Source organism: Achromobacter semiaridum, assembly GCF_053543755.1.
On record NZ_JBLVOL010000121.1, the window covers coordinates 36,925 to 56,544 of the forward strand.

At 64.0% G+C, this 19,620-nt stretch carries 21 protein-coding genes; 6 read left to right on the top strand and 15 right to left on the bottom strand.

From position 1 onward, the window contains the following. The 4 genes from ACNPP0_RS25320 to ACNPP0_RS25335 all read right to left on the bottom strand — a co-directional run. The coding region (locus ACNPP0_RS25320) for a molybdopterin-binding domain-containing protein (protein ID WP_527893039.1) at positions 1–1,732 on the bottom strand (1,732 nt) is incomplete at its 3' end. A gap of 20 nt (positions 1,733–1,752) precedes the next feature. Next, the gene (gene nrfD / locus ACNPP0_RS25325) at positions 1,753–2,787 is read right to left on the bottom strand and encodes an NrfD/PsrC family molybdoenzyme membrane anchor subunit (protein ID WP_448707343.1); all 1,035 of its coding nucleotides are present in this window, start codon (positions 2,785–2,787) and stop codon (positions 1,753–1,755) included. A gap of 19 nt (positions 2,788–2,806) precedes the next feature. Next, a complete protein-coding gene (gene dsrO / locus ACNPP0_RS25330) occupies positions 2,807–3,577 on the bottom strand; it encodes a sulfate reduction electron transfer complex DsrMKJOP subunit DsrO (protein ID WP_448707344.1) in 771 nt (256 codons plus the stop codon). A gap of 121 nt (positions 3,578–3,698) precedes the next feature. Next, positions 3,699–4,241, bottom strand: a complete 543-nt coding sequence (locus ACNPP0_RS25335; RefSeq protein WP_448707345.1) for a DNA-deoxyinosine glycosylase — start codon at positions 4,239–4,241, stop codon at positions 3,699–3,701. A gap of 193 nt (positions 4,242–4,434) precedes the next feature. Between ACNPP0_RS25335 and ACNPP0_RS25340 the strand changes: the two genes are divergently transcribed. Further along, positions 4,435–4,707 (top strand): hypothetical protein, encoded by a 273-nt coding sequence (locus ACNPP0_RS25340; RefSeq protein WP_332607462.1) that lies wholly within the window; start codon positions 4,435–4,437, stop codon positions 4,705–4,707. A gap of 74 nt (positions 4,708–4,781) precedes the next feature. Continuing rightward, the gene (locus ACNPP0_RS25345; protein WP_448707346.1) at positions 4,782–5,645 is read left to right on the top strand and encodes a pirin family protein; all 864 of its coding nucleotides are present in this window, start codon (positions 4,782–4,784) and stop codon (positions 5,643–5,645) included. 16 nt (positions 5,646–5,661) lie between these two features. On the opposite strand, the gene relB is transcribed toward ACNPP0_RS25345, so the two are convergent. The 6 genes from relB to ACNPP0_RS25375 all read right to left on the bottom strand — a co-directional run bounded on the left by relB (position 5,662) and on the right by ACNPP0_RS25375 (position 9,974). Next, positions 5,662–6,213: a type II toxin-antitoxin system RelB family anti-toxin gene (gene relB / locus ACNPP0_RS25350; RefSeq protein ID WP_046804642.1), complete on the bottom strand. Its 552-nt coding sequence runs from the start codon at positions 6,211–6,213 to the stop codon at positions 5,662–5,664. Between the two features lie 112 nt (positions 6,214–6,325). Next, positions 6,326–7,078: a 3-oxoacid CoA-transferase subunit B gene (locus ACNPP0_RS25355; RefSeq protein ID WP_448707347.1), complete on the bottom strand. Its 753-nt coding sequence runs from the start codon at positions 7,076–7,078 to the stop codon at positions 6,326–6,328. Continuing rightward, positions 7,075–7,737 (bottom strand): CoA transferase subunit A, encoded by a 663-nt coding sequence (locus tag ACNPP0_RS25360; protein ID WP_448707348.1) that lies wholly within the window; start codon positions 7,735–7,737, stop codon positions 7,075–7,077. Before ACNPP0_RS25360 ends, ACNPP0_RS25355 begins: the two co-directional genes overlap by 4 nt. A gap of 2 nt (positions 7,738–7,739) precedes the next feature. Continuing rightward, entirely contained in the window at positions 7,740–8,444 is a 705-nt protein-coding gene (locus tag ACNPP0_RS25365) for an acyl-CoA dehydrogenase family protein (RefSeq protein WP_448707349.1), read from the bottom strand. Between the two features lie 24 nt (positions 8,445–8,468). Then, a complete protein-coding gene (locus ACNPP0_RS25370; RefSeq protein ID WP_448707350.1) occupies positions 8,469–8,972 on the bottom strand; it encodes an acyl-CoA dehydrogenase family protein in 504 nt (167 codons plus the stop codon). 21 nt (positions 8,973–8,993) lie between these two features. After that, the gene (locus ACNPP0_RS25375; protein WP_219992186.1) at positions 8,994–9,974 is read right to left on the bottom strand and encodes a Bug family tripartite tricarboxylate transporter substrate binding protein; all 981 of its coding nucleotides are present in this window, start codon (positions 9,972–9,974) and stop codon (positions 8,994–8,996) included. 269 nt (positions 9,975–10,243) lie between these two features. Between ACNPP0_RS25375 and acuR the strand changes: the two genes are divergently transcribed. From acuR to ACNPP0_RS25395, 4 genes are all read left to right on the top strand, one after another. Beyond that, entirely contained in the window at positions 10,244–10,879 is a 636-nt protein-coding gene (acuR, locus tag ACNPP0_RS25380) for an acrylate utilization transcriptional regulator AcuR (protein ID WP_448707351.1), read from the top strand. 107 nt (positions 10,880–10,986) lie between these two features. Next, entirely contained in the window at positions 10,987–11,910 is a 924-nt protein-coding gene (acuI, locus tag ACNPP0_RS25385; RefSeq protein ID WP_370512742.1) for an acrylyl-CoA reductase (NADPH), read from the top strand. Positions 11,911–12,179: 269 nt separating this feature from the next. Further along, positions 12,180–13,187, top strand: a complete 1,008-nt coding sequence (locus ACNPP0_RS25390; protein ID WP_370512741.1) for an amino acid ABC transporter substrate-binding protein — start codon at positions 12,180–12,182, stop codon at positions 13,185–13,187. Between the two features lie 73 nt (positions 13,188–13,260). After that, positions 13,261–14,463 carry a trans-sulfuration enzyme family protein gene (locus ACNPP0_RS25395; protein ID WP_332607451.1) on the top strand — a complete coding sequence of 401 codons (1,203 nt, stop codon included), beginning with the start codon at positions 13,261–13,263 and terminating at the stop codon, positions 14,461–14,463. A gap of 73 nt (positions 14,464–14,536) precedes the next feature. Here the strand turns inward: ACNPP0_RS25395 and ACNPP0_RS25400 are convergent, their stop codons facing one another. The 5 genes from ACNPP0_RS25400 to pdxR all read right to left on the bottom strand — a co-directional run. Beyond that, positions 14,537–15,145, bottom strand: coding sequence for a 2-hydroxychromene-2-carboxylate isomerase (locus ACNPP0_RS25400; RefSeq protein WP_046804560.1), 609 nt, complete (start codon positions 15,143–15,145; stop codon positions 14,537–14,539). Between the two features lie 3 nt (positions 15,146–15,148). Beyond that, complete coding sequence (locus ACNPP0_RS25405; RefSeq protein WP_448707352.1) at positions 15,149–16,480, bottom strand: MFS transporter; 1,332 nt, start codon at positions 16,478–16,480, stop codon at positions 15,149–15,151. A gap of 29 nt (positions 16,481–16,509) precedes the next feature. Beyond that, on the bottom strand, positions 16,510–17,283 hold the full coding sequence (locus tag ACNPP0_RS25410; protein ID WP_046804558.1) for an aldolase: 774 nt from the start codon (positions 17,281–17,283) through the stop codon (positions 16,510–16,512). A 105-nt stretch (positions 17,284–17,388) separates the two neighbouring features. Beyond that, positions 17,389–18,324, bottom strand: coding sequence for a LysR family transcriptional regulator (locus ACNPP0_RS25415; protein ID WP_219992182.1), 936 nt, complete (start codon positions 18,322–18,324; stop codon positions 17,389–17,391). Continuing rightward, a partial coding sequence (gene pdxR, locus ACNPP0_RS25420; RefSeq protein ID WP_448707353.1) for a MocR-like pyridoxine biosynthesis transcription factor PdxR occupies positions 18,317–19,620 on the bottom strand: 1,304 nt, incomplete at its 5' end. The genes pdxR and ACNPP0_RS25415, both read right to left, overlap by 8 nt.

Below are 19,620 nucleotides of genomic sequence, written 5' to 3' on the forward strand. Positions count from 1 at the left end.
GCGGGACCGGCCCCGCGTCCAACACCAGGCCCCCGTCCACGTTCAGGTTGCCCACCAGGGTGTTGAGCATGGCGATGGCGTAGGCGGTGTAGAAGCCCGCGCCGCTCATCGTGCCGCCATGCGCGTCGGCCACGGCGCGCTTGCCGTAGCTGGTGAAGCGGTGCGCCAGCTGGGCGATCTTTTCCGCCGGCACGCCGCACAGGCCGGCGTATTCATCCAGCGATTTGCGATGCGATTCCTCGCGCAGCAGGGTCAGCGACGAACAGACACGCAGCGAATCGGGCGCGCCGGCCATGCCCGGGGCGGCGATGCGTTCGTCCACGAACAGCGTCGCGGGCGACGCGTCCGTGTGCGGGGCCGGCGTGCCGTCATCACGACGCACCACGTACACGTCTTCCCCCTTGTCGCCGGCGTCCACGGGGCGTGGCCAGCCCAGGTCGGCGCCACGCAAAAAAGTGCCCAGGCGCGGGTGGCCGGGTTCGGCCACGACCAGATGCGTGGCGTTGGTCCACGCGGCCTCGCCCGCCGCCTTCATGGCCTGCGGGCCGGGCTGTGCCAGCGCCTTGGCGTCAAAACGTTCGTTGTCCAGAATCCAGCGGATCAAGCCCATGGCAAGAGCCAGGTCGCTGGCGGGATTCACGGGCACCCATTCGTTGCCGGAACCAGCCGACAAGCTGGACGAGGCCGGCAAGACCGGCGACACGACCACGTAGGTGAAGCTGTCAGCCTCCGGGCGCACGCGCGCTTCGGCCAACTGCCGGGCCTGACGCTGAAACGGATTGCCGGCCTGCGCGGGCGCCGCGCCGATGAAGAGGCCGAAGCGCGCATTGTCCCAATCCGGCTTGCCATGCGGCATGCCTTTCAGATCGCCCAATGCGGCGCCCGCGCCCACGCGAAAGCTCTGCCCGCAATACGACCCGTGATTACTGAAATTGACCGTGCCGAAAGACTGCGCGGCAAAGCGCTGGATCAGCGGCGTGCGGCCTTCGTTGGACGCGTCCGTGAACAGGAACTGGTTGACGCGCGCGCCGTACTCGGGGTTTTCGGGGTCCAGCAGCGTGTCGCGGTCATAGATGGCGCGCAGCCCGTCAACATGGCCTTCGCCGAACAGGTCGCCGCCTTCGCACACTTCCTGCACCAGCTGCTCGAACGAAATGCTCTGCCATTTGCCTTCTCCTCGCGCGCCCACCCGCTTCAGTGGTTGCAGCACGCGGTACGGGCTGTGCATCTGTTCAAGCATGGCCGAGCCGCGCGCGCACGATGTGGCGCGCCCTTCCAGCCCGTTGTCGCCGCCCAGCTGCGCGTAGACCTCGCGCACGGGCGTCTGCATGGCCGCCGGCCGGGTCGTGGCCAAGGGGTGGTATGGGTTGCCTGCCACGCGCAGAATGCGGTTTTGCGCGGTGTCCACGCGCAGGCGAACGCCGCACTGCGTCCAGCAGCCCAGGCAGCTGGACGGGCTGACCGTCTGGCCAGGCTGGGCGCTTAACACGCCGGTCAGCGGGTCGATGCGAAATTCGGGCATCAGCGAGTTGCCGCGCACCGCGTGCGCGGTCGGCACGCCGGCCGTGCCCTGGGCCAGGCCCTTGACGGCCCGCGCCACCGTTTCGCCGTAGCCCGCCGCAAAGGCGGCCATGCCACCGGCAACCATGCCGCCACGCACCATCAGCTTGCGCCGCGCGGCGTCCTCTGGCGTATCCACGCCGGGCTTGTCGTCTTCGTGTTGCTTGTTCATTGCTTTGTGTTCCATGGCGGTCAGCCCGCCAAGCCGCGCTTGCGCGCCGGGTAGCTTTCCAGGGCCCAGGTCACCGCCGTGATCAGCGTCACGCACAGGCCCAACACCCCAACCATGCCCAGCAGCCCATCGCTGCCCCACGGCATGTCGTACAGATACAGGCCGGCACCGTACTTGGGCACGCCCTGCACGCTCATGAAGACCACCCAGCGGAAGATCCAGGCGGCGCCCAGCATCATCAGCCCCAACGTGGCCGAGGGCAGCGGGGCGACCAGCGCGTGGGCCGGCCGCTGCAACAATGCAATCATGCAAAGGCCCGTGATAACCGCGCCCGCCAGGCTGATGCGCCAGATGGGAAAGTCGGCGAACAACCGCAACGCCGCATCAAACGACGGGTCCGCGCCCAACAGGCCCAAACCCGCCCAGGCGCCCGCGCCCACCGCCATCAAAATCACGGCGGACAAGCTCAGCCCGCGCAACGTCTCCACCGGCAAGGCCTTCATGCCGCCGGGCAACCAGCGGCCCACCAGAAACATGGCGCCCAACGCGCCCAGCCAGGCCGTCAACGCGAAGTTCACGGGCAGGAACGCCGTGTGCCACAGGGGCCGCGACCGCAGCACCATGACTTCCGCGCCGGTGTAGACCAGGATGGACGCGGCCGACAGCGCCAGCCCTACGGCCAACACGCGCAGCCAACCGATGCGCCCCCCCCACCACGCCGCGCAAAAAAGCACCGACAAGCCGACGAACGCGGGCAGCAGCAAGGCGCCCAGCCACATCCACGACCAAGGCGTCAGGTGTGCATAGAAGTGCCAGAATCTGCCGGGCTGATGCAAGTCGGCAAGTAGAGACACAGGCGCGGCAATGGCGCTGACCAGCAGCACCACCACGGCAGCCGGCAACAAACGGCGCAACGGCGAACCCGCCTGGCCGAAAGCGGCGAAGGCGGCGGTCAGCGCCGTGGTGGCCGCGATGCCGATAAGAAAGAAATACTGCACGGCCCAAGGCAGCCAGGCGGCGTCGTAAACCGGCGTGAGCAATTCCGAGATCTGCATGAAAGTCCCCTTCGATGGCTCAATGTCCGCCGGCCAGGCGCACGCCTGCCGGGCCGTCGACCTGGTGAACGAACGCGTCGGGCAAGCCGATGTAATAGACGTGGGGGTCAGTCTTCATCTCAGGTTTCAGCACCTTGATGTCGGCCTTGTGTTCCACCAGCAGCTTTGAAATGGCGCTGTCCGGGTCGTTCATGTCGCCGATGACGCGCGCGCCGCCCACGCAGCTTTCCACGCAGGCCGGCAGCAGCCCGGCTTCCAGCCGGTGTTCGCAGAACGTGCACTTGTCGGCCGTTTGCGTGTCGTGGTTGATGAAGCGGGCGTCGTACGGACAGGCTTGCACGCAATAGGCGCAGCCCACGCAGCGTTCGTTATCGACCAGCACGATGCCGTCTTCGCGCTGAAACGTGGCCTGCACCGGGCAGACCGGTACACAGGGCGGGTTGTCGCAGTGGTTGCACAGGCGCGGCAGCATCACCATGGCGCAGGGGCCGCCATCGTCGGGAGTCACTTCGTATTGCAGGACGGTGGTGCGGAACTGGCCGATGGGCGGCAGGTTTTCCAGGGAACAGCTGACCGTACAGGACTGGCAGCCGATGCACTTGCGCATGTCGACGACCATGCCGTAGCGCCTGCCCGCCATGCCGGGGCGGCGCGGCGGCTGGCCGTTCAGGCCGGTGGCTTCGGCGTGGATGGGGATAACGGTGGCGGCGGCGCCAAGGCCGAGCAGCCCTTTGAGGAAACCGCGTTTACCCCGTAGAGGGGGTTCGGAAGAGACGGGGGATGGGGGCATTGCGGACAACTCCGGACAGGTAACTTCTTGTTGTTATTACCTTATCACCGGAAGTTATATAGACCGTTGATCTGTATCAAATCGGGGACAGAGATCCTGGCATCGTGCGCCGATGGCCCTGTTACGGCGTCAACGCGGCACGCCACGCGGCCAGCTTCATGTCGAAGGACGCGGCGGCATGGGCCGGGCTGGTGGATGGCAGATCCAGGTAGTCCAGCGCGCGGGCCTGCGGTGGCAACACCGGCAGCACGTAGCGGCGATACAGCGTCGCCGCCTTGGCGCCGTTGAAGCACACGCGGACGATGGCCGGGTGGCCGTCGAAAAAAGCGGCGAAATCATTGGGCACCAGGGTGTCCTGGCGGATGTCGGCATCCAGGCTGCCCGGCCGCTCGCAGGCATGCAGCACGTCCCACAGGGCGACGCCGGCGGCGCGTAGGGCGTGCAGCCGCAGCGGATATTCCAGCGCGGCATCAAAGCCCAGCACCTGCGCGGCAATGGGCCAGAACGCATTGCGCGGATGGCCGTAATAGCGCGCCTGACGTAGCGAGGCCACCCCCGGCATGGAGCCCAGCACCAGGACCCGCGCATCGGGCGCGGCAACCGGGGCAAAGCCCCAGACGTGGTCGGTGGCGCCGTCGGGCGCGAGAGTCTCGTCAGGTTTCATGGCGGCAGGATACGCCAGGCGACTGAAGGCGGGTACGCCGGTTGGCTCTGGCGGGACACGCCAACTGGCTCAGGCCGGCTTCAGGACAGCGCCTGCCACAGCATCCAGATCTTGCCGCTCAACACCCCCACGGCAAGGGCGACGGCCGCTACGGACAGATGCCCGGCGTGGGAACGAAGGCGGGAAAACAGAGGTGAAATCATGGCTGGAAGCATCGGGGTATCGGGTATCGAATATCGGGTGGCAGGAAGAAAAGCCGGGCCGGGCAACATCGTGCTTCCGGCGGCAAGGCTTCACGATAGGGAGACAAGCCTGCTCAAAAAATCGGATTATTCTTAAAAAACAGCGCCTCATCCTTCTGGCGGATGGCCCTTGGGATGATTCGACATTCTTCAGAATCCGCGCAAAGCACGGCTGGCTGTCGTCCGATTTATGGAACAGTCCTTATCAAAATCCGAACTACTGAAAGCGCTGTTCCGCCCTAACCTTTATCCCCATGACGAACGGCTCCGAAGGGGCCGCGCAATAGGAATAGACGCCATGAAAAAGATCCTCGGCCTGCACGCCGCCCCCCGCCCCCACTGGGTGGGCGACGGCTTCCCCGTGCGCTCGATGTTCTCGTACAACGACAAAGGCAAGAATGTCAGCCCCTTTCTGCTGCTGGATTACGCCGGCCCGGCAAAGTTCGAGCCGGCCGACCACCCGCGCGGCGTCGGCCAGCACCCCCATCGCGGTTTTGAAACCGTCACCATCGTCTACAGCGGCGAGGTGGAACATCGCGACTCCACCGGTAACGGCGGCGTCATCGGCCCCGGCGACGTGCAATGGATGACGGCCGCCTCGGGCATCTTGCATGAGGAATTCCATTCCCCGGCGTTCACGCGCACCGGCGGCGAGCTGGAAATGGTGCAGTTGTGGGTCAACCTGCCCGCCAAGGACAAGGGCGCGGCGGCGGGCTACCAAGGCATCTTGAACGCCGACATCCCGGTGGCGGTATTGCCGGACGACGCGGGCAGCGTGCGCGTCATCGCCGGCAACTTCAACGGCCAAGCCGGCCCGGCCCGCACCTTCACGCCGATGGACGTGTGGGACGTACGCCTGAAGGCGGGCAAGTCCGCCACCTTCCCCGTGGCCGCCGGCCGCAACAGCATGCTGGTGGTGCTGCGCGGCACCCTGCTCATCAACGGTGAATCGGTGGCGCGTGACGCGCAACTGGCGTTGTTTTCACAAGACGGCGAGGACATCACCGTTGAAGCCAACAACGACGCGGTGTTCCTCGTCTTAAGCGGCGAGCCCATCGATGAACCCGTGGTGGGCTATGGCCCCTTCGTGATGAACACGCAAGCACAGATCGTCGAAGCCATCCAGGACTTCAACGCCGGGCGCTACGGGCAGATGCATTGATACAGAAGGGGTGCCGCTAAAGCAGCATGGGGTCGCGGCTGGTCACCACGATCAGCCCCACCCCTTCTTTTTTGCCTACGGAAACCAGCTTGTGCGGCATTGATGAATTGAACTGGACGCAATCGCCCACATCCAGGATTTCCTTTCTGTCGCCCACCGTCAGTTCCAGCTTGCCCGCCAGCACGTACAGGATCTCCTCGCCGTCGTGATGGCTCAGAATCCGCTTTTTGGCCCGCCCGCCGTTGAACTGGCCAGGGCGGATGACAAAGGCACGCATCAGCCGGTTGCCGTTGGCACCGGCCACCAGCGACAGGTATTCGCTGGCTTCGTCGGGTCCGGCATCCTTGGCGCGCACGATGGAAAATTCGTCGCGCTGCTCCGACTTGCCGAACAAGCGATCCACGTTCACGCCCAATGCATGGGCGAGCTTGAACGCGGTTTCGATCGACGGCGTGGAAATTCCCCGCTCGACTTTGGATATGTAGCTACGCGTCAGCCCACAGGACTGTGCCAACTGCTCCAAGGTCAGGCCTGCCTGCACGCGAAGAAGCTTCAGTTTTAGCGCCACGTAGAAATCCTTCAGGATGGGTATCGGCACCGCGCGGTGGGCGGCCGGGTTGATATCCTGGGGATTGTATGCAGATTCGTGCGGCCGATCGCGCCCGCCTGCGTTCATGCGTTCAGGCGCTCATTCGTTCCAGGCGAACGGCCGCCGGCTTCCTCAAAGGGCGCTGTGTTGCATCACGCGCCCGCCGGCTCCATAGTGCCGTCTTCGCGGATAACCCCAAGGCGGCAGCCAAACTGAAGCGGCGCTCAGTCATGGCTTGCAGTGCCTCCGGCCTCAGCCCTTGCCGTACCGCCTCGACGCGCAGGCCATCTGGCTCCACGGCCATGACGCAATAGTTGGTGAATACGCGCTTGACCACGCCCACCGCCGTCAATGGCAAGGTGCAGCGCCTTACCAGGCGGGGCACGTTGTCCTTGGTCACGTGATCCATCATGACCCAGATCTGCCTGGCGCCCACGGCCAGGTCAACGGCGCCGCCGATCGCGGGCGGCGCGCCGTCAACATTCCCGGTATTCCAATTGGCCAGGTCGCCAGATGCGGACACCTGAAAGGCGCCCAGCACCGCCACGGCGATGTGCCCGCCCCGCATCATCGCGAATGCCATGCTGGAGTCAAAGAAGGCTCCACCGGTCTTGATCGTGACGGGGCTTTTTCCCGCATTGATCAGGTCGAAGTCTTCCTCACCCGGGGCCGGTTTGGGGCCCAGGTTGAGCATGCCGTTCTCGCTATGCAGAATCACACCCCGTTCGTCGGGCAGATGATCGGCAATCAGGGGCGGCGCGCCGATGCCCAGATTCACAAAGGCATTGCGCGGCAGGCTGTGCGCGACCATTCTGGCCATGCTGTCTCGGGTCAAGGGGTTCATGCGCGCTCCGCTAGAAAAACCCTGTCTACAAAGATGCAGGGCGTGATGATGGCTTCGGGGTCCAGGTTGCCGGGAGCCAAAATTTCAGCCACCTCCACCACGACGGTGTCGGCAGCGGTGGCCATGACCGCCTGGTGATTGCGGGCCGTCTTGTTGTAGACCACATTGCCCATGGTGTCGGCGGCGCGGCCTCGCAGCAGCGCAAAATCCGCTTTCAGCGGCAGCTCCAGCAAGTAGGTCTTGCCGCCGACTTCCAGCTGTTGCTTGCCATGCTCGAACAGCGTACCCACGCCGACGGGGCTCAGGAATCCGCCCAGCCCGGCCCCGGCCGCGCGAATCCGCTCAACCAGCGTGCCTTGCGGCACCAACTCCAGTTCAACCGTGCCTGCTCGATACTGCTCAGCAAACGCCGCGGCGCTTCTGGGGTAAGAGCAGATGATCTTGCGAACGATCTTCGCCTCGAACCACGCCGACAGGTCGCCCGCGCCGGAGCCGGCATTGTTTGAAATCACCGTCAGGTCGCGCACGCCAGCGGCCAAGACGGCTTCGATCAGGCGCCGGGGCAGGCCCGCCCCGCCAAAGCCGCCCACCATCACGGTGTGTCCGTCCTGCAATCCAGATAGGGCCGCGCCGGCCCCGTCCACAACGATGTTTCTCACGTCTATTCCCCTTCCGTCGTCACGCAATAATCTTTGGCCAGGTTCTTTCCGACCCGGTCCAGCAACAGCTGGCCGGTGCCGTCCGTGTAGGCGGCAAAGCGCAGTTCCGCCTGATGCATCGACAAGCGCAACGCGGGCGTGGTGCCGATCGCGCCCACGCAGCGCAGGCACTGGTCCACTCCCCAGATGGCGGTATCCACGGCAAACTTCTTGGCCTGGGCCGCCACCGTCACGGCGTCGTTGCCGTCGTTGAGATGGCGGGCCGCCTGCACCATTAGCGCGTTGGCCGCTTCCAGACGCGTGGCGACCTCGGCCAATTCCCAGCGCAAGCCCTGGTGGCCGATCAGCGGCTGGCCGAAGGTGGTTCGGTCGGCGCAATAGGCAACGGTTTCGGCCAGCGCCGAGTACAGCGTTGCGGTGCACATCGCCGCCACATGAACGCGCGCGGCGTTGATCGTGGCCATCGACGCCTTGAACGCATCGCCAGGCGCGCCCAGCATGGCCCAGTCGGGCACGGGGTGTTCCCGCAGTTCGATCTCCGCAAGCCGAAACGACGCTCCGCCCACCGTGCTGATTTCCCGGCGCGACCACGTCGGCGCGGGCGCGCCAAGGTCCACGAGGAAGCTTGCGATCGGCCCCTCGTCCTGCCCAGGCGGCACTGCTTTGGCCATCACCAGCGGCAGGTTCACGATCTGCCCATTAGTCACCCAACGCTTGGTGCCCGACAGCAGTCAACGCTGGCCAGAGCGCTCGGCGCGCATCGACAAGGCGGAAAGATCGCTGCCCGCCTGGGGTTCGGACAAGGCCGGCGCGCCCAGCAACTGCCCGCTTGCCAGCCCGGCAAGGTAAGCCTGCTGTTGCCTGGCGCTGCCCCCGCGCGCGACCCGCGTGACGGAGCCCTGAAGGTTGTTCAGCGAAAAGGCCGTGGCAAAGCTGTGTCGCGCGACCTCTTGGGCCAAGCGGACCTTGCACAGAAACGACGCGCCGAGCCCCCCCGCCGATTCGGGCGCCTGCAAGGCCAGAAAGCGTTGCGCGGCCCAGTCATGCAGGATCGTGATCGGATACGGCTCGCCCAATGTAAAGGCGGCATGGGCGGCTGCGGCTACGTGCTGGTGGCAAAAGGCCCGGGCTTGTTGAATGGCACGCTGTTCGGCGTCATTGAGCAATGCGTCCAATGGGGCAAAGAACCCTAATTTTCCGGCCAGACTGGCGCCGGTCGAGGAAGAGGCAGTCATCATCGTGCTCGTTCAGGGTGCTCAGTTGACGGGAATGTTGGCGTCGACCACGAAGGTCTTCCAGTACGCGATTTCCTGGTTCACGTCTTTCTGGAATGCCTGCGGTGTTGAGCCCGGGATCGGCACCGCGCCGATCGTTGCCAGTTGCGCCTGAAAGGTCGGGCTGCGCACCAGCGTCGACACGGCCTGGCTCAAGCGCTGAACCACGCCCGCGTCCATGCCGGCCGGGCCGGTCAGGCCGAACCAGGGCGACAGTTCCATGGGGCGGGCCCCCGCCTCGGCCAACGTGGGCACGTCCGGGAAATCCGGCGACCGCTCGGGCGCCGCGATGGCCAACGCCTTCAGCCTTCCCGACTTCACGTGCGCGGCAATCGTGGCTTCGGTGAAGAAACCCACCTGCACGACGCCCGCAATCAGGTCAGTGATTGGCTGCGCGCCCCCGGGATAGCTCACGAAGGTCATCTTTACGCCGTTGTCCATATCGAACAAGGCGCCGCCAATGTGCGACGTTGCGCCGTAGGTTCCGCTGTAATTCAGCTCGCCGGGGTGTTTCCTGGCGTAGGCGATCAAGCCCTTGACATCGGGTATCGGCAGCTTGGGATCGATGACGACCAGGTTGCGCTGTTTGGCTATTTTTCCGATGTAAGTGAAGTCCTTGGCGGCGTCGTACGGCAACGTCTTGTTCAACGCTACCCCACGCGTCTGCGACGATTCCACGCTGACCAGCAAGGTGTAGCCATCAGGCGCGGCCGCGGCCACTGCCCGTGCAGCGATCACCCCACCGGCCCCGCCGCGATTCTCGACCACGACTGGCTGGCCCAGTTGTTCCGACAGGCCCTTGCCGATCAACCGCGCGATGATGTCCGTCGGCCCGCCGGGCGGAAAACCGACAAGCAGGCGAATGGGCTTGCCGGGATACGCGTCGGCCAACACATGGGAACTGGAGCCCATCGCCACCACACAAAAGCTCGCCGCCAACAGTCGTGACAATCCAAATTTCATGAACTTCCCCTTTTGTTGGCCTTGGCGTCAACGCACCGACCGTGGGGAAAGTATCGACGTATGTACACTTTGTGTCATTAGGGAAACTACCGGGGCGTCGAAAATATTTGGTCCAAAGGCCGCCACAGACCGTGGTATCGATAACGAAAAAATCCATAAATTCCCTGATAAAACAGGGTTTTATGCGAATTTTCAGGACCCCAAGAAAGGAGTCATTGCGCGGCAAACGGCGCACTTGAAATAAGAAACGATCGGTCTATACTGCGCCAATGAACACGACACCCCCTGCACGAACCGGCCGCAGAACGCGTGCCCAGGCGTCCTTGGCGCTGGTCGAAACCCGCGACCTGCTGATCCGGGTCGGCATGCAGTTGTTGACCGAACGGGGATTCACCTCCACGGGACTGGACGCCATCCTCAAGCGCGCCACCGTCCCGAAAGGCTCCTTCTATCACTACTTCAAGAACAAGGAAGACTTCGGCCTTCAAGTGATGCAGGCTTACGACGACTACTTCGGCAGGAAGCTTGACCGCTGGCTGCTTGACGAATCCACCCCGCCCTTGCAACGCCTGCGCAATTTCGTTGACGACGCCAGGCAAGGGATGGCGCGGCATGACTACGCTCGCGGCTGCCTGATTGGAAACTTCGGCCAGGAAGTGGGCGCGCTGCCGGAGCCGTACCGCCAGGCCATGAACGGGATTCTTCAGGAGTGGGAAGCGCGCGTGGCGGCCTGCCTGATAGCCGCCCAAGAGCAAGGCGCCCTCGGCGCGCAAGCGGATTGCGAGTCGCTTGCCCGGTTCTTCTGGATTGGCTGGGAAGGCGCGGTTCTGCGCGCCAAGATGATGCGCAGCGCCGCGCCCATGGACATCTTTCTTGATGGTTTTCTTGCGGGTCTGCCAGGCTGATCCCGCTTACGCCGGCCGACCGGCCCGGCCCCTCTTACGGAGCTTCCATGTTTAATGGCATCTTGATCGAGAAAGACGACAGCGGCTACCGCGCGTCGATTCAACAGATGGAACAAAGCCGCCTGCCGCAGGCGGACGTGCTGGTCAAAGTGGACTACAGCACCTTGAACTACAAGGACGCGCTGGCCATCACGGGACAGGGCCCGATCGTACGCAGCTTCCCGATGGTGCCGGGCATCGACTTGGCCGGGGTGGTTGAACACAGCGACCACGCGGATTTCAAACCCGGACAACGCGTCATCCTGAATGGTTGGGGCGTGGGAGAGCAGCACTGGGGCGGCCTGGCCCAGTTCGCGCGGGTGGATGCGCAGTGGCTGATACCCGCGCCCGACAGCATATCGAGCCGGCAGGCAATGGCCATCGGCACCGCCGGTTATACGGCGATGCTGTGCGTCATCGCGCTGGAAAAGGCCGGCATCCGGCCGGACGCCGGCGACATCCTCGTGACCGGCGCCAATGGCGGTGTCGGCGGCTACGCCATTGCCATCCTGCACAAACTGGGATACCGCGTCGTGGCCGCTACCGGCCGACCCAATGAACGCGATTACCTGACCGCTTTGGGCGCGGCGGACATCATCGACCGGTCGACCCTTTCCGCGCCCGGCAAGCCGCTGCAAAAAGAGCGTTGGGCCGCCGGGGTCGATTCCGTCGGCAGCCACACACTGGCCAACTTGTGCGCCAGCGTAAAGGCAGACGGCGCCGTGGCTGCCTGCGGCATGGCGCAAGGCCTGGACTTTCCGGCGTCGGTCGCACCGTTCATTCTTCGCGGCGTCAGCCTGTTAGGGGTCAATAGCGTGACGCGCCCGCGCGCCGAACGCATCCAGGCATGGAGCCGGCTTGCCACGGACTTGCCCGCCGACATCATCGACCGCATCAGCCGCGACATCCCCCTGCGCGAAGCCGTCGCCACCGCGCACGACCTGATGGCAGGCAAGGTGCAGGGGCGCGTCGTAGTGGACGTCAACGCCTGACGCGTAGGCGTTTGAACTGGGCCAGTTTGCGCGAATTCTTCCGTACCAGAATGCGCCCGACAATTACCGGGACGCGCGGCCGCTATCGCTTTTCATAGGAGCAAAGCGGCTGTTCCCGCGCCCGGGAATAGCCCCGGATTCGGCAGCGGAGGAACGCTAGCGTATACCCGCATGGACACTTTGAGTCATAAACGACACATTACAAGCGTCCTGCGGAGCGCCGATCAGACGTCTCGCCCACCCCCTCCGGGAGCCCTGCCTTGAGAATCCTGCCGATCCTTAGCGCCTTGAGCCTTGCCGCGCTGTGCACGCAAGCCGCCCATGCCGGCGCCACGTTCGAGAACATCAAGAAGCGCGGCTTTGTCCAATGTGGCGTCACGACGGATCTGCCCGGCTTCGCCTACACCGACAGCCGCGGCGTGTGGCAAGGCATCGATGTGGACACCTGCCGCGCGATTGCAGCGGCAATGTTTGCCGACCCAGGAAAATCCAAGATCGTTCCGTTGACCACACAAGCCCGCTTTACCGCGTTGCAGTCGGGCGAGGTTGATGTGCTGACCCGCAACACGACGCAGACCATGACGCGAGACACGTCGTTGGGGCTAATTGGCGCCGGGGTCAATTACTACGACAGCCAGGGGCTGATGGCCAAGACCGCGATCGGCATCAAGAGCGCGAAAGCGCTGGATGGCGCGACGATCTGCGTTCTGCCCGGCACGACAACCGAGCTGAACCTGGCCGATTGGTTCCGAGGCAATGCCATTACCTTCAAACCGGTGGTGCTGGACAAGTTCGATGAGATCCTGCGTGCCTTCTCGGCAGGCCGATGCGATGCGATCACTGCCGACAAATCCATGCTTGCCGCCACGCGCCGCAACTTGGGCAGCGATGCCGAGTACATCATCTTTCCGGAATCGCTGTCCAAGGAACCGCTTGGGCCGATGGTGCGCCAAGGCGACGAGCAGTGGTTCAACACGGTGCGCTGGACGTTGAACGCCTTGCTGGAAGCAGAGGAATACGGCATCACGCAGGCCAATGTGGACGACATGCTGAAAAGCGCAAACCCCAACGTGCAACGAATCCTTGGCGTCGTTCCCGGCATGGGCAAGAACCTGGGACTGGAGGACAAATGGGCCTACAACATCGTCAAACGGGTCGGCAACTACGGCGAGATCTACGAGCGTACGCTGGGAATGACAAGCGCCCTGAAACTGGAGCGTGGCATGAACGCGCTCTACAGCAAGGGCGGAATCATGTATGGCTGGCCGATCCGGTAGGCCTGGCGGCTCCCGAATCCAATCGAATCGAACCAAACCACCGAACCGACAGGACATCTCCCAGGACGCAATGATGAAAGACCACGCCAAAGACACTCGCCCGCCGGGCTTTGCCACCAAGGCGATCCACCACGGCTACGACCCTGTGGCCTTTGAAGGCGCCGTGTCGCCCCCCATCTTCCTGACATCGACCTACGCATTTGAATCCACCGAGCAATTTCAGGCGGTGTTCTCGGGCGACAGCGACCGCTGCGTATACGGTCGCCAACAAAATCCCACGCAAAAGCTGCTGGAAGATCGGCTGGCGGCGCTGGAGGGCGCCGAAGCCGCCATTGTGACGGCCTCGGGCATGGGTGCCATTGCTTCCACGTTGCTGACCTTGCTTGCGGCCGGTGATGAAATCGTCGTGCACCACACCATCTACAACACCGCCGGCGCCTTGATGGATGAGGGGCTGCCCAAGTTCGGCGTAAAAGTGGTGCGCGCCGACCTGAGCACAGCGGCCGGCACCCAGGCAGCGATCACGCCGGCCACCAAGCTGGTCTATTTCGAGACGCCCATCAATCCGTCTTGCGAAGTGCTGGACATCCAGCGTATTGCTCAGGCGGCAAAGCGCGTTGGCGCCATGGTGATCGTGGATTCAACGTTTGCATCGCCCGCGCTTCAACGCCCCATCGAACACGGGGCCGACCTGGTTATCCATTCCTTGACCAAGTACCTCAACGGGCATGGCGATATTCTGGGCGGGGTGGCGATCGGCCGTCGCGACACCATTGAGGCCATACGCGCGGCCGGGGCCAAGTACCTGACCGGCGCCACGCCGTCACCGATGTCCTGCTTTCTGGTGCTGCGCGGGCTGAAGACGCTGGATATCCGCATGGAGCGCCATAGCAAAAACGCCTTGGCGGTGGCCCAGATGCTGTCCGCGCACCCGGCCGTGGCCCGCGTTATCCACCCCTTCCTGCCCGACTTTGCCGACCGCGATATCGCCCGCCGGCAGATGTCGGCCGGCAGCGGCATGGTGTCGTTTGAACTGAAAGCCGGCTTTGACGGCGTGGCGCCGATGATTGACAAGCTCAACATCATTGCGCGCGGCATCAGCCTGGGCGACACGGATTCGCTGATCTATCACACGGCGGGCATGGTCGACGCGCGCAAGAAGATCAATCCGAATCTGCGCCTGAGCCCGGGCGTGAGCCCTGGGCTGGTGCGGCTGTCGGTTGGCCTGGAAGACATCGACGATCTGCTGGACGATCTGAGACAAGCGCTGGCTTGATCCTTCGCCAGCAACACGCCGGGGCCGCGGGCGGCCGCCGGCGGCCTGCCAGGCGACCGCCCCGGTGTCGGGGTCAGCCTGCGCGTTCAAGCGTGATCGCGCGGTCCAGCATATCCAGGCGATCCTGCCCCCAGAAGACCTCACCGTCATAGACATAACTGGGCGACCCGAACACGCCCGCAGCGACCGCGTCGTCGGTGTTCTTTCTATAACGGGCTTCGATGTCCGGCTGCGCCGCCCGGTCAAAGATCGCCTGCGCCGCGTATCCCTGCTCGGCCAGAATGCGGCGCAACACCGTGGGGTCGGAAATGTCCTCGTCGTCACACCACTCGGCTTGCAGTATCCGCGTGTACAGCGGTGTGATGGGCTGGGGCACTTCCAGGGCCGCGATCACCAGTCGCGACGCCAGGTCCCCGTTGGGACACATGAACGCCGGCTGCGGGTTGACCGGCGTCTCCAACAGCCGGCACCAGCGCTTCAGTTCGGCAATGCGATAGGCCTGCCGCTCGGGCGACCGCTGGCCGAGTAGCACGCCGCCGGTACGTCGATAGACGTCGGGCAGATCGACAAGCCGATAGTTGATGCCGACGCCATGCCGCGCGGCCAGCGCGTCCAGCCGCTGCGCGCCTAGATAGGCCCAGTCGGAGTTGATCCAGAAGTAATAGTCGATGTTCTTGTCCATGGCTTAGCGCGTCGTGATGGGTTGACGGGCGTTGAACCGTTCGGGTCCGTGCATGAACAGCGCGCTGCCCGCTGCGATAACGCCAAGAATGCTCAGGTACCAGACGATGTACTTGGGATTGCCGTCGGCGTAAGCCAGCAGCGACGTAGCGATCAACGGCGCCAGGCCGCCGCCGATGGCGCCCGACACCTGCACGGCAAGCGATATTCCGCTGTAGCGCACTTCCGGCGGGAACTGCGATGAAAACAAGCTGCCCTGCGGCCCATACAAGCAACCATAGATCAAGCCCACCGCAATGATCATCGCCCAATTGATGCTGCTAGGCTGGCCGGTTTGCAGCAGCGTGAAAAAGGTGGGCGCATAGAAGATGATGGCCAGTGACCCCAGGATGAACACCGAGCGATAGCCGACGCGGTCGCCGAGAATGCCGAACAACGGCATGGTGAACAGCGCCGCTGCCGCGCCCCAGATGGTCGCGTCCAGCATCACGGCACGGGGCACGCCCAGGCTTCCCGTCGCATACGCCAAGGCAAAGGTCACCACCGTATAGAACCAGGTCACTTCGGCCAGGCGCCCGCCGATAACGGCCAACACTTCACGGGGATACTTCTTCAGCACGACCTTGGCGGGCACGTCGACTTTTTCTCCCTTGTTTTCCATGTTCTGAAAGTCGGGCGATTCCGCCACCTTGACCCGGATGAACCAGCCGACCAACAACAGCACGACGCTGGCCACGAAGGGCACGCGCCATCCCCAGGACAACATGTCTTCTTCGGGCAGCTGCGCTACCGCCGCCATCGCCAGCGACGACAGGATCAGGCCCGGCGCCACACCCACTTGCGGCAAGCTGCCAAAGAACCCTTTCTTGCCTTCGGGCGCATGTTCCACGGCCATCAACACGGCCCCACCCCATTCGCCGCCCACGGCAATGCCCTGCAAAAATCGCATGCAGACCAGCAACACGGCCGCCCAATAGCCGATGCTGTCGTAAGACGGGATCAGCCCGATGAGGATGGTCGGTATGCCCATCAAAAACAGCGTAATCAACAGCATGGACTTGCGACCGACCCGGTCGCCGAAATGCCCGAAGATGACGCCGCCCAGTGGCCGGGCAAAAAAGCCCACCGAATAGGTGGCGAAGGCGGCCAGCGTCCCGGTGATGGGATCGAAAGCGGGAAAGAAAATCTTGTTGAAAATCAGCGCCGCGGCGGTGCCGTACAAAAAGTAGTCATACCACTCGATCGTGGTGCCCATGAAGCTGGCAATGCCCGCCGTAACGTGCTGGCGCGACTTCCCCTTGCCACCCTGATTGGATTGGGTGTTCTTGTCGTTCATTTGGTGTTCCTTGCGGAGGTAGGCGCGGCTTATTTCGGGCCGGCAAGCCGGTCCGTCTGACGGGACCAGTAATTGAAAGTGGCTTGGACAATGGAGCGCTTGAGCAGGTAGTCGTGCGCTTCCTTCGCCAGCCTCGCGTCCACCGGCGTCAATGGGCCGAACGCCTGGGCGCGCACCTGCAAGCGCGCGGCGCGTTCCAGGTAAACGGACAGATAGGTGGCTTCCTCGACCGAAACGCCGGCGGTCAGATAGCCGTGATGGGCCAACAAAATAGACTTCTTTTGCCCCAATGCCGCCGAAATGATCACGCCCTCTTCGTCTGCGATCGGCACGCCCGGCCATTCGCCAAGAAAGGCGCAATCGTCGAACAGCGGCGCCATGTCCATTTGCGCCACCACCAAAGGCTGGCGCGCGGTGGCCAGCGTGGTCGCCCAAGGCGAATGCGTGTGGATGATCGATTGGACGTCGGGCCGATTGCGGTACACCCACAGGTGAAAACGGGTGGCCGGGTTGGCCATGCCGGTGCCGGAAATCGTATTCAGGTCCTGGTCGACCTCGATAAAGTCGTCAGGCGTGGCTTCGTCAAAGCCCAGGCCGAAGCGTAGTGTCCAATAGGCATTTGGCGTGTCCGATCGCGCGCTGATCTGCCCCGCCAAGCCCGCTTCTTGCCCCGTCATCGCCAGGATGCGACAGGCGTAGGCCAGGGTTTCATTCAAGGACCGATCCTGGCCTTTGAGGTGTTGCGCCATCTCTTGCGTGGCGCGCTCGTCGAAATACGCTTTGCTGCGGAGCTCGTCGCTCATCTCTTACCCTTTGTGAAGTCGACACGGAGTCGGTGGGCCGAGTATGAGAAGTGCGCAAAGCGACGTCGATGCGTCTGAGGCTATATCAGCTATTCAGTCATTCAGTCATTCAGTCATACGCTTGCAAAGACGCTGCGCGATCTGCAACGTCAGCGCCGCCAGCGGAAACAGTGCGTAGCCGTCGCGGTGGATCGCCACTACCTTACGCGCCAGCCGTCCCCCGGTGATGGTAATTTTCTTCAGCCGGTGGTCCTGCAACAGGCGGTCGGGCATGCGGGTCGGCAACAGGCAGTTGCCGATGCCCGCCGACACGAGTTCCAGCGCAGAATCCACCGTGTCGGTCTCGGCCGACACCACATAGTTCAGCCGCGAATGGTGCAGCATTTTTCGCAGTGCGTAGTGCTCGGGAAAGGCCACCAGCCGCAACGGCCGCGACCAGATATCGGTCGTCTCGTCGTAGGCGTCATCGTCGATCCGGGCGATCAGGCACATCTGGTCTTCAAACAGTGGGACGGACACCAGGCCGGGGCTGGCGACGGCCGAGTCGTACACGAAACCCAATTCCGCCTTGCCCGAGGCCACCAGGTCGACCACTTCCGGCGAACTGCGCGCCATCAAGTGCAGATTGGCATCCCCCCCTTCGTGAGCCACCGCCGACACCAGATCGCCCAGGAAGTAATAAGTCAGCGTGTGCACCGCCGCGATGCGCAGCGACGAAGACCCGGCCGAACTGGAATCCCGCGTCTTGGCAACGGTGTCATCGATCAATTGAAACGCGGGTGCCACCGCGCGGTGCAACGTGCGCCCAACGTCGCTAAGCACCATGCCCCGCCCGTTGCGATCAAAAACCGGGCGGCCCAAATAGGCTTCCAAGGCGGATATCTGCCGGCTAAGACTGGGTTGCGAAATGCCCAGTTCGTCGGCGGCGCGGGACATGGACCCGCACGCGGCAATCGTCAGAAAATACCGCAGCCGGCGATCGGAATCGCCGGTGCCCTTGTCAACGTCGGCATCGACAGGCGGAAGGTTCAATTTAGGCACGGCGCGTTTCCGAGGAGTCGATGCTGAGGCCGGCAGCGGTGCTGCCGGCGCGTAATGTCTGGATGGCGCGAGCCAGCCGCAGCACGCCCTCGTCAATGGCCGCGGGCGCCAGACTGGCGTAGCCCAGAACAAGGCCGGCGCAGCAATGCGAGCGGTGCGCCTCGCCCTTGAAATACAGGGGTGAGATGGGTCGAACGCCCACGCCGTGCTGCCGGGCCAGGCTGACCAGCTCAGGCTCGTCAGCCTCTGCCACCCCGGGCACCCACACCACCACGTGCAAGCCGGAGGCCGAACCCGCCACCTGGACGGCGTCGGGCAGGTGGCGTTCCAGGGCGCGCAGCAGGGCGACGCGGCGCGCTTCGTTTTGCCGCCGGCAACGTCGCACGTGGCGTTCATACGACCCGTCTTCAATTAACGAAGCCAGCGCCGCCTGTTCCAGCCGGGGTGCGTGCCGGTCCATCAGCCGCTTGGCCTCTCGAAACACGCTGACCAGGCTGGGTGGCAGCACCAGATAGCCCATCCGCATCTGCGGGGACAGGGCTTTGGAAAACGTGCCGACATAGATGACGGCGCCTGAATCGTCGATGGATTGCAGCGTATCGACGGGACGCATTCCATAGCGGAATTCACCGTCGTAGTCGTCTTCGACGATCCATGCCCGCTGCCTGGCCGCCCACGCCAGCAGCGCCCTGCGGCGGGCGATGGGCATCACGCCGCCCAAGGGAAACTGGTGCGACGGCGTCACGTAGACCAGGCGCGTGCGTTCTTCGGGCAGGGCCTCGGACAGCAGCCCTTGTTCGTCCACAGGCACTTCGCGCACATCCGCCCCCACGGCCTCGAACAGGCGGCGGGCCATCACGTAGCAAGGGTCTTCGACCAGCACCGTATCGTCAGCGTCCACCAGTACGCGCGCGCATAGATCGATTGCCTGTTGCGAGCCATGCACGATAAGGATCTGGTCGGCGTGACAGGCCAGCCCCCGTGCCCGGCGCAAATAGCCTTGCAGCGCCACACGCAGCGCAAGTTCACCCTGGGGAGCCTGGTAATAAAGACTAGGCTGGCGTTGTACCAAGGCTCGGTTATAGGCTTTGCGCCACGCCAGCACCGGGAAGTCGTCAAAGGCCAAGGCGCCATATAGAAAGTCAATAACGCGCGGATCGGCGCCAAAAACCTGCGGCCCATCTTTGTCGAGAAAGCCGCGCACTTTCTTGCCGTACGCCGACAAGCGCAGCACCGCATCCGGCGCTGCCATGGCCGGCCGTGGATTCACATCGGCGTGGGCGGCGCCGGGGGGGG

Bases quoted from the DNA above. Each gene is read 5' to 3' on its own strand.
- nrfD (WP_448707343.1), bottom strand. From the start codon at position 2,787: ATGCAGATCTCGGAATTGCTCACGCCGGTTTACGACGCCGCCTGGCTG.
- ACNPP0_RS25405 (WP_448707352.1), bottom strand. From the start codon at position 16,480: ATGAACGACAAGAACACCCAATCCAATCAGGGTGGCAAGGGGAAGTCG.
- ACNPP0_RS25345 (WP_448707346.1), top strand. From the start codon at position 4,782: ATGAAAAAGATCCTCGGCCTGCACGCCGCCCCCCGCCCCCACTGGGTG.
- ACNPP0_RS25335 (WP_448707345.1), bottom strand. From the start codon at position 4,241: ATGAAACCTGACGAGACTCTCGCGCCCGACGGCGCCACCGACCACGTC.
- ACNPP0_RS25400 (WP_046804560.1), bottom strand. From the start codon at position 15,145: ATGGACAAGAACATCGACTATTACTTCTGGATCAACTCCGACTGGGCC.
- ACNPP0_RS25410 (WP_046804558.1), bottom strand. From the start codon at position 17,283: ATGAGCGACGAGCTCCGCAGCAAAGCGTATTTCGACGAGCGCGCCACG.
- ACNPP0_RS25395 (WP_332607451.1), top strand. From the start codon at position 13,261: ATGAAAGACCACGCCAAAGACACTCGCCCGCCGGGCTTTGCCACCAAG.
- acuI (WP_370512742.1), top strand. From the start codon at position 10,987: ATGGAACAAAGCCGCCTGCCGCAGGCGGACGTGCTGGTCAAAGTGGAC.
- ACNPP0_RS25370 (WP_448707350.1), bottom strand. From the start codon at position 8,972: ATGACTGCCTCTTCCTCGACCGGCGCCAGTCTGGCCGGAAAATTAGGG.
- ACNPP0_RS25375 (WP_219992186.1), bottom strand. From the start codon at position 9,974: ATGAAATTTGGATTGTCACGACTGTTGGCGGCGAGCTTTTGTGTGGTG.
- dsrO (WP_448707344.1), bottom strand. From the start codon at position 3,577: ATGCCCCCATCCCCCGTCTCTTCCGAACCCCCTCTACGGGGTAAACGC.
- ACNPP0_RS25355 (WP_448707347.1), bottom strand. From the start codon at position 7,078: ATGAACCCCTTGACCCGAGACAGCATGGCCAGAATGGTCGCGCACAGC.
- acuR (WP_448707351.1), top strand. From the start codon at position 10,244: ATGAACACGACACCCCCTGCACGAACCGGCCGCAGAACGCGTGCCCAG.